The sequence below is a fragment of the Archangium sp. genome, from assembly GCF_036389735.1.
Lineage (GTDB): Bacteria > Myxococcota > Myxococcia > Myxococcales > Myxococcaceae > Archangium.
On record NZ_DASVWK010000543.1, the window covers coordinates 1 to 7,730 of the forward strand.

Here is a 7,730-nt window from a genome sequence, read left to right on the forward strand (position 1 = left end):
GGCGACACGAGCGCCCTCTTCCCCAAGGGAAGGCTGGACGCGGACCTGCAGCAGGTGGACCTGCGGGAGATGAACTCCTGGCGGATGAAGCTCGCGGACGTTTCGACGGCCGAGATGCTGGAGGTCCACCTGGTGAACGCGGTGGCGCCCTTCATCCTCTGCGGGAAGCTCAAGCCGCTGATGATGCGCGACCGCTCCACGCCCGGCCACATCGTGAACGTCTCCGCGATGGAGGGCAGCTTCTCGCGCGGGACGAAGACGGACAAGCATCCCCACACGAACATGGCCAAGGCCGCGCTGAACATGATGACCCTGACCTCCGCGCCCGACTACGCGAAGGACGGCATCTTCATGAACGCGGTGGACACCGGCTGGGTCACCGATGAGGACCCGGCGATGCACGCGGAGCGCAAGCAGCAGGAGCTCGACTTCCAGCCGCCGCTGGACATCGTCGACGGCGCGGCGCGCGTGGTGGATCCCGTCATGACCTCGGAGAACACGGGCCAGTACGCGTGGGGCAACTTCTTCAAGGATTACCGCCACACCCAGTGGTGACGAAACGGCGCCTCCGGGCCTGGCAGCGGTACCGCCAGGCCCAGGACTTGAGGATTGGCGTCCGTCGCGAAACCTGGGAAACAGTTCTTTCCAGTTTGGAGGCTTGACCCGAGATACCGAACAGCATGATTCTTTCCCGTTCATCTCGTTTTCCATGGGAGGAGAGGGATATGAAGTTCAGCGGCTGGCGGGTCTTGGCATGTCTGGGGCTGACGGCGTGTGGTGGTGGGTTGGAAGCCATCGAGGTGCCGGGCCAGGAGGAGGCGCTGGCCACAACCGGGAGCTTCCTGCGCACGAAGGACGCCATCGCCGGGCGCTATATCGTGGTGCTGAAGGAGTCACGCGGTGTGGCGCCTGGCCTCGTGACGGCCGAGGCCATGCGGACCCTGGCCTCACGTCATGGCATGGGCATGGAACGCACCTACCAGCATGCCCTGAGTGGCTTCGTGGCGCTCGGCGACGAGGCCCAGGCCCGAGCCCTGGCCCAGAGTCCCGAGGTGGCCTATGTGGTGGAGGATGGCATGGCCAGCACGACCGCCGGCCAACTCGGGGCGACGTGGGGCCTGGACCGGCTCGATCAGCGCGAGTCGATGGCCTTCGATGCAACCTACACCTACGACGCCACCGGCAACGGCGTGAATGTCTACATCATTGACTCGGGCATCCGCACCAGCCATCCGGATTTCGAGGGACGCGCCACGAGGGACTTCACCGCGGTCAACGATGGCTGGGGCGCGGATGACTGTGATGGACATGGGACGCACGTCGCCGGCACGGTGGGCGGGGCCACGTGGGGCGTGGCCAAGAAAGCGCGGCTCCACTCGGTCCGGGTTTTCGACTGCAATGGCGAGGGCTCCTGGTCGCAGGTCATCGCTGGCGTCGACTGGGTGACCGGCAATCACATCAAGCCGGCGGTGGCCAACATGAGCTTGAGCGGTGGCGGCAACCAGGCGGCGGATGATGCGGTCCAGCGCTCCATCGCCCGAGGCGTCGTTTATGCCGTCGCCGCGGGCAATGACAGCATGGACGCCTGCGGCAGGTCCCCCGCGCGCACGCCCAACGCGCTCACGGTGGGAGCCACCGCCAGTGACGACTGGATGGCCTCGTTCTCCAACTTCGGCGGCTGCGTGGACCTGTTCGCCCCTGGCGTGGGCATCACCTCCGCGTCCCTCAACGGCGGAGTGACGGAGATGAGCGGCACCTCGATGGCCGCACCGCACGTGGCGGGGGTCGCCGCGCTGTTCCTCCAAAACAATCCGATGGCCTCGGCGTCACAGGTGGCCGAACTGGTGCGCGGATACACCACCCCCGACGTGGTGAAGGGCCTCGGGGCGGGCTCTCCCAATCGCTTGCTGTACTCGCGGCTGCCCATGGCGACGCGGCGTCAGGAACTCTACCGCTACTACAACTCCAGCACCGGGGATCATTTCTACACCAGCAACTGGTACGAGCTGGGCGGAGGCGGCGGCAACTGGACCTACGAGGGACTCACGGGCTTCGTGGTGGCGGGGCCGGTCGCGGGCACCGCGCCCTTCTACCGCTATTACAACAAGCGCACCGGAGACCACTTCTACACGCCGAGCTGGAGTGAGCTGGGCGGAGGCGGCGGCGACTGGGTCTACGAAGGGGTGACCGGCTACGTGCCGACCGCATCAGCCTGGGACACCTATCCCCTCTACCGCTATTACAACACCGGCAACGGAGACCACTTCTACACCACGAACTGGAACGATCTGGGCGGCGGCGGGGGCAACTGGGTCTACGAGGGCCTGCGCAACTACATCTACAGGTGGTGGCAGTGATGAGCACATGTTCGTGACGTCTATTGCGAACTGACGCGAAGTCCATCAGCCGCTGTTCAGGGAGGAGCGGCTGATGGACGCGTCGCTCCGGGCTTTCTTCGGACCAGGGGGCGCTACTAAGCTCCACTCGCCCGGTGCCCCATGCTCGGGCCCATGCCCCATGAGCCTGAATTCCAGGAGCCTGCGCGCTCGCGGGCATGACCTCTGTCCTCCTCGCGTGCTCGCGCTCGCGGTGCTCGTGCTCGCCAGCCTCCTGGGGAGCGCCGGGAGCGCCGTGGCCCTGGAGCCGGACAAGGCGCTGTCCCAGTACCCCCGCCGCGTCTGGCAGACGGCGGACGGGCTGCCGCAAAACAGCATCCTGGCGCTCGCGCAGACGCCGGATGGCTACCTCTGGGGTGGGACGTGGGAAGGGCTGGTGCGCTTCGACGGGGTGCGCTTCACCGTCTTCGACAAGAGCAACACCCCCGCCCTCCCGGGCCGCTCCATCCGCAGCCTCGCGGTCACCCGGGATGGCACCCTGTGGATCGGCCTGGCCGAAGGGCTCACGAGGATGCGGGAGGGGCGCTTTTTCTCCGTCCACCCACCGGAGGGCATCGGCCTGCGCGACCTGCGTGACCTGGTGGCCACCCGCGATGGGAGCCTCTGGATCGGCACGCATGGCCACGGGCTGCGGCGGCTCTCCGAGGGCCAGTGGCGCTCCTGGACGACCCGGAATGGGCTCGCCCATGACGTCGTGACGGACATCACCGAGGCGCCGAACGGAGCCCTCTGGGTGAGCACCCGCGCGGGGGTGCAGCGATGGGAGGGCGAGGAATGGGGAGCGCTCGTCCCCTTCGAGGGCCCGCATACCGTGGTGCACGCCCTGGCGTTCGACCGGGAGGGCACCCTCTGGGCCTCCACGGACGACGGGGAGGTGTTCCGGCTGCGGGAGGGCCTGTTCCGCCGGGTACCCGAGGCGAGCCTGCCGGGCAGCGCCGCCACCATCCTGCAGGTGGACCGCCAGGGAAGCCTGTGGGTGGGCGGCATGGGCAGCGGGCTGCTCCGCGTGGCGCGCGGCCAGCGCTCGCTCCTGCAGGCCTCGCAGGGGCTGCTGAGCAACAGCATCAGCGCCTTGCTGGAGGACGCCGAGGGCAACGTCTGGGTGGGCACGGAGGGCGGAGGGCTCCACCGACTCAAGGACGCGCCCTTCACCCCGTATGGCTCCCCTGAGGGCCTGGCCGACGAGATGGTGGCCGCCGTCCTGGAGACGCGCGACGGGAGCCTCTGGTTCGCCACCCTGGGGGGCGGCGTCACCCGGTGGCGCGACGGTCGGATGACGACCTGGAGCACGCGCGACGGGCTCGCGCACGACCGGGTACGCACCCTCGCCGAGGGGCGGGACGGCGGCCTCTGGTTCGGCACGCAGCGCGGCATCAGCCGCTGGCACGAGGGCACCATCACCTCGTTCAGCTTCGCCCAGGGGTTGCCCGACGGCTCGGTGCGCGTCGTGTACGAGGACGCTCGAGGCACCCTCTGGGTGGGCACCCGGACCGGGCTGGCGCGGTGGAACGGCAAGCACTTCGAGGTCCTCACCCGGCGCGACGGGCTGCCCGGCTTGTCCATCACCCTGCTGCAGGGCAGCGCCGCGGGAGGCGTCTGGGTGGGCACCAGCGGCGGTGGCCTCGCCCATCTCCTCGAGGGCCGAATCCTCCCGGTGGCGCCGGAGGACGACCCCATGGACAGTGAGATCCAGGCGCTCCACGAGGATGGCACCGGCGCGCTCTGGATTGGCACCGACGAGGGCCTGTTCCGCTGGAAGGAGGGGCGCTTCACGCGCTTCTCCGTCGCCCAGGGACTCTTCGACGACCGCATCTTCCAGATACTCCCCGACGCACGCGGCAATCTCTGGATGAGCTGCAACAAGGGCATCTTCCGCATCGCTCGGGAGGAGCTGGACGCGGTGGCCGAGGGCCGCCTCGAGCGCGTCACCTCGCACGTCTACGGGCCGGAGGATGGGATGCGCTCGGAGGAGTGCAACGGCTCGGGCTCGCCCGCCGGGTGGAGGAGCCGGGATGGTCGCCTGTGGTTCCCCACCATCCGGGGCGCCGTCGCCTATGACCCGACCGGGGAGGAGACGCCCCCTCCCCCTCCCCCGGTGCTCGTCGAGGAGGTGCGGGTGGATGGGCGGACCGTGCCCCCCTCGGAGCGCGACCACGTCCCCACCGGAGAGGGCCAGGTCGAGTTCCACTACACGGCCCTGGGCCTGCACGCGCCCCAGCGGTTGCGCTTCCGCTACCAACTGGAGGGCGTGGACACGGACTGGGTCCAGGCCGGACAGAGACGCGTGGCCTACTACACGCACCTGCCACCCGGGCCCTACCGCTTCCGCGTCGAGGCCAGTGACATGGAGGGAGATGGCGCGACGCGGAGCGCGGAGGTGACGCTCTACCTGAGCCCCCGCCTCCACCAGACGATCCTCTTCCGCGTGTCGGTGGGCCTGGCCCTGCTCCTCCTCCTCGTTGGTGGGGTGTGGCTGCGCCTGCGCCAACTCCGCCGCAGCGAGCGCGAGTTGCAGGCGCGCGTCGAGCAGCGCACCGCAGAGCTGGCCTCCCTCAACGCCGACCTCAAGGCCCACCTCCAGGAACTCCAGGACACCCGGGAGCGGCTCGTCCATTCGGAGAAGATGGCGGCGATCGGCACGCTCGCCGCGGGCGTCGGGCATGAGATCAACAACCCGCTCGCCTTCATCATCTCCAACCTGCGCTTCGTGGCCGGGGAGGTCCGCACCGCCGCGGCGCGAGACGCGGAGCCCGAGCAGTGGCAGGAGACACAACAGGCGCTCGACGAGGCACTCCAGGGTGCGGACCGGGTGCGCCGCATCGTGGCGGACCTCAAGATCTTCTCCCGCTCGAAGCAGGAGCGCCGGGAGCGGGTGGACGTGAACCGGGTGCTCGACCTGTCCCTCACCCTGGCGGAGGGACTGGTGCGCCACCGCGCCCGGGTGGTGAAGGAGTATGGCCTGTCGCCGGCCGTGCTCGCCGATGAGACGCGGCTGGGCCAGGTGTTCCTCAACCTCATCGTCAACGCCGCTCAAGCCCTTCCCGAGGGCCGCACCCCTCACAATGAAATCCGTCTCACCACGGGCCGGGACGCACGGGGCCAGGCCTTCATCGCGGTGAGCGACAACGGCATGGGCATCCCTCCCGAAGTGCTCCCGCGCATCTTCGAGCCCTTCTTCACCACCAAGGAGGTGGGAGAGGGCACGGGGCTCGGGCTGTCCATCTGCCACAGCTTCATCCAGGAGCTGGGCGGCGACATCCGCGTGCGCAGCGAGCCCGGCAGCGGCACCACATTCGAGGTGTTCCTGCCCCCGGCCCCCGAGGAGGAGGAGACTCCCACGCGGCCCGCTCCCGTTGCTCCCACGCCAGCGGGGCGTGGCCGGCTGCTGGTCATCGACGACGAGCCGCTGGTGGCCGCCACCCTCGCGCGCACGCTCTCGCGCGAGCACGAGGTCGTCTCCTTCACCAGCGCGAGGCAGGCCCTGGAGCGGCTGCGCTCCGGCGAGCACTACGACCTCGTCCTGTGCGACTTGATGATGCCGGAGCTGACGGGCATGGAGCTGCACGCGACGCTCGCCCGGGAGAACCCCGCCCTCGCCGAGCGGATGCTCTTCCTCACCGGAGGCGCCTTCACCCAGGCCGCTCGCACCTTCCTGGAGTCCACGAGCCAGCCCTGCGTGGAGAAGCCCTTCGAGCCGGACGCCCTGCGCGCCCGCGTGCGCGAATTGCTCGCGGCCCGGTCACGCGGGGCGGCGTGAAAAGGAGAGGGGGTGTTCGGGCACGAGCGCGTTCGCCTATCGTGTCACGCATGCGCGCCCTCGTGCTGGCCACGCTCGTCATCTCGGGCCCCACCCTCGCCAAGGAGCCCTCGGCGAAATGAGTTGGATGATTCAGGCTGCTACTCGCTGGGCGAGTATTCGCTGAGCGAGCTGACCATCATGCGCAACACCATCGGCTCTTCGCGAAGCAGGAGATGGGCTTCACCTACCAGCAACTGGAGAAGATGCAGGACACGCTGCTGGCCAAGGCCGGCAAGGCCTGGGGCGACGCTCCGACCTACACGGATGACGAGGACAACGAAATCCCCGCCTGCAACCTGTACAAATTGAAGGTCGAGACCGAGGACGAGGACGGCGACCCCCTCTCCTGGGCAATGGATTTCCGCGAGGCGGCCCGGAACTCCAAGGACTGCACGCACCACTCATCCCCTCGAGAGCCCTCTACGCCGGACCTCGACAGGCTCTCGCCCGAGGAGCGCATCGAGCTGGGTCTGCTCAGCCGCGCCATGGGCAGCTTCGCCTCCGATGACACCTCGCGGAAGACAGTGCAGCAGTCCCTGGACGAGGTGCTCTCCCTCACGGATCTGCGCGAGCTGTCGCTGCGTGACCTGCGCCCGCTGCGCAACACCATCTACGCGCGCCGGGGGCGGCCGTTCAAGTCGCCGGTGCTGCGCAAGCACTTCGCCCACATGCCCTGGTACAAGGAGGACCCCGCCTACACGGACAAGCGGCTCACGAAGAACGACCTGCGCAACGTGAAGCTCATCCTGTCGGTGGAGCAGGAGCTCGGCGGCTCCCTGAAGGACGAGGACTTCCTCATCTCCGATCCCTCCTCGCGCAGGGAAGAACCAGACCCCGGCTACCTCTCCGGGGTTTGATGAGCCCCTGACCGCCCCGGGTGGGCGGTACCGAGACAGCGAAGACGGCACCTGCCGCGCCGGAGCCTCCGGTCAGTGGATGAGCACCCGTCCTTCCTTCAGGCGCACCTCGCTGCCGAGGTCCTCCGAGAGGCTCCGCAGGAGCTGGGCCACGCCCGGGTCGTCCGCGAGCCTGGGGGCCTCGCGCAGCCCGGCCTGGAGGGGCAACGCCTCCACGTCCACCGCCGCCCCCGCCTCGTCGATGCGGAAGCGCAGCACGTAGGCATCGCGCTCGTCCGTGCAGCCGCAGGCGAAGGCGAGGTTGCCCAGCGAGTACGCGATGACGCCGCGCCCGCGCCGTTCAATCCCCTGCGGCGTGTGCGGGCCGTGCCCCAGCACCGCCGTGGCCCCCGCGTCGATGAGCCTCGCCGCCAGCCGGCGCTGGTCTTCCGAGGGCAGCAGCGCCCCCGTGTGGCCCCAGTGCAGGGAGACCAGGACCGGGCCCGTCTCGCGTGCCTCGCGCACCCGGGACTCCAGCGAGGCCTCGTCCTCGGGAGCCCAGAGTTCCGGGAACTCGTGCGCGAGGAGGCGCACCTTCCGGCCCTGGCGCTCCAGCACCGCGTCCGTGGAGGCCGTGGCCGCCTTGATGCCTCGTGCGCGCAGCAGCGAAACCGTCTCCGCGAGCCCGCGCCTGCCCTG

At 69.3% G+C, this 7,730-nt stretch carries 5 protein-coding genes; 4 read left to right on the plus strand and 1 reads right to left on the minus strand.

Features of this window, described 5'->3' with window-relative positions:
• From VF794_RS19035 to VF794_RS19050, 4 genes are all read left to right on the plus strand, one after another.
• Nucleotides 1-555 (plus strand): SDR family oxidoreductase (locus VF794_RS19035; RefSeq protein ID WP_331112400.1); only part of this gene is annotated, 555 nt, incomplete at its 5' end.
• Between the two features lie 170 nt (nucleotides 556-725).
• Nucleotides 726-2,357: a S8 family serine peptidase gene (locus VF794_RS19040; protein ID WP_331112401.1), complete on the plus strand. Its 1,632-nt coding sequence runs from the start codon at nucleotides 726-728 to the stop codon at nucleotides 2,355-2,357.
• A 160-nt stretch (nucleotides 2,358-2,517) separates the two neighbouring features.
• On the plus strand, nucleotides 2,518-6,153 hold the full coding sequence (locus VF794_RS19045) for a two-component regulator propeller domain-containing protein (RefSeq protein WP_331112403.1): 3,636 nt from the start codon (nucleotides 2,518-2,520) through the stop codon (nucleotides 6,151-6,153).
• Nucleotides 6,154-6,368: 215 nt separating this feature from the next.
• Complete coding sequence (locus VF794_RS19050; RefSeq protein WP_331112404.1) at nucleotides 6,369-7,052, plus strand: YARHG domain-containing protein; 684 nt, start codon at nucleotides 6,369-6,371, stop codon at nucleotides 7,050-7,052.
• A gap of 72 nt (nucleotides 7,053-7,124) precedes the next feature.
• On the opposite strand, the gene VF794_RS19055 is transcribed toward VF794_RS19050, so the two are convergent.
• A partial coding sequence (locus VF794_RS19055) for a CapA family protein (protein WP_331112406.1) occupies nucleotides 7,125-7,730 on the minus strand: 606 nt, incomplete at its 5' end.

What these genes read in the sequence shown, in the direction of transcription:
- VF794_RS19045 (WP_331112403.1), top strand. Translation starts at nt 2,518, where the DNA reads ATGAGCCTGAATTCCAGGAGCCTGCGCGCTCGCGGGCATGACCTCTGT.
- VF794_RS19040 (WP_331112401.1), top strand. Translation starts at nt 726, where the DNA reads ATGAAGTTCAGCGGCTGGCGGGTCTTGGCATGTCTGGGGCTGACGGCG.
- VF794_RS19050 (WP_331112404.1), top strand. Translation starts at nt 6,369, where the DNA reads ATGGGCTTCACCTACCAGCAACTGGAGAAGATGCAGGACACGCTGCTG.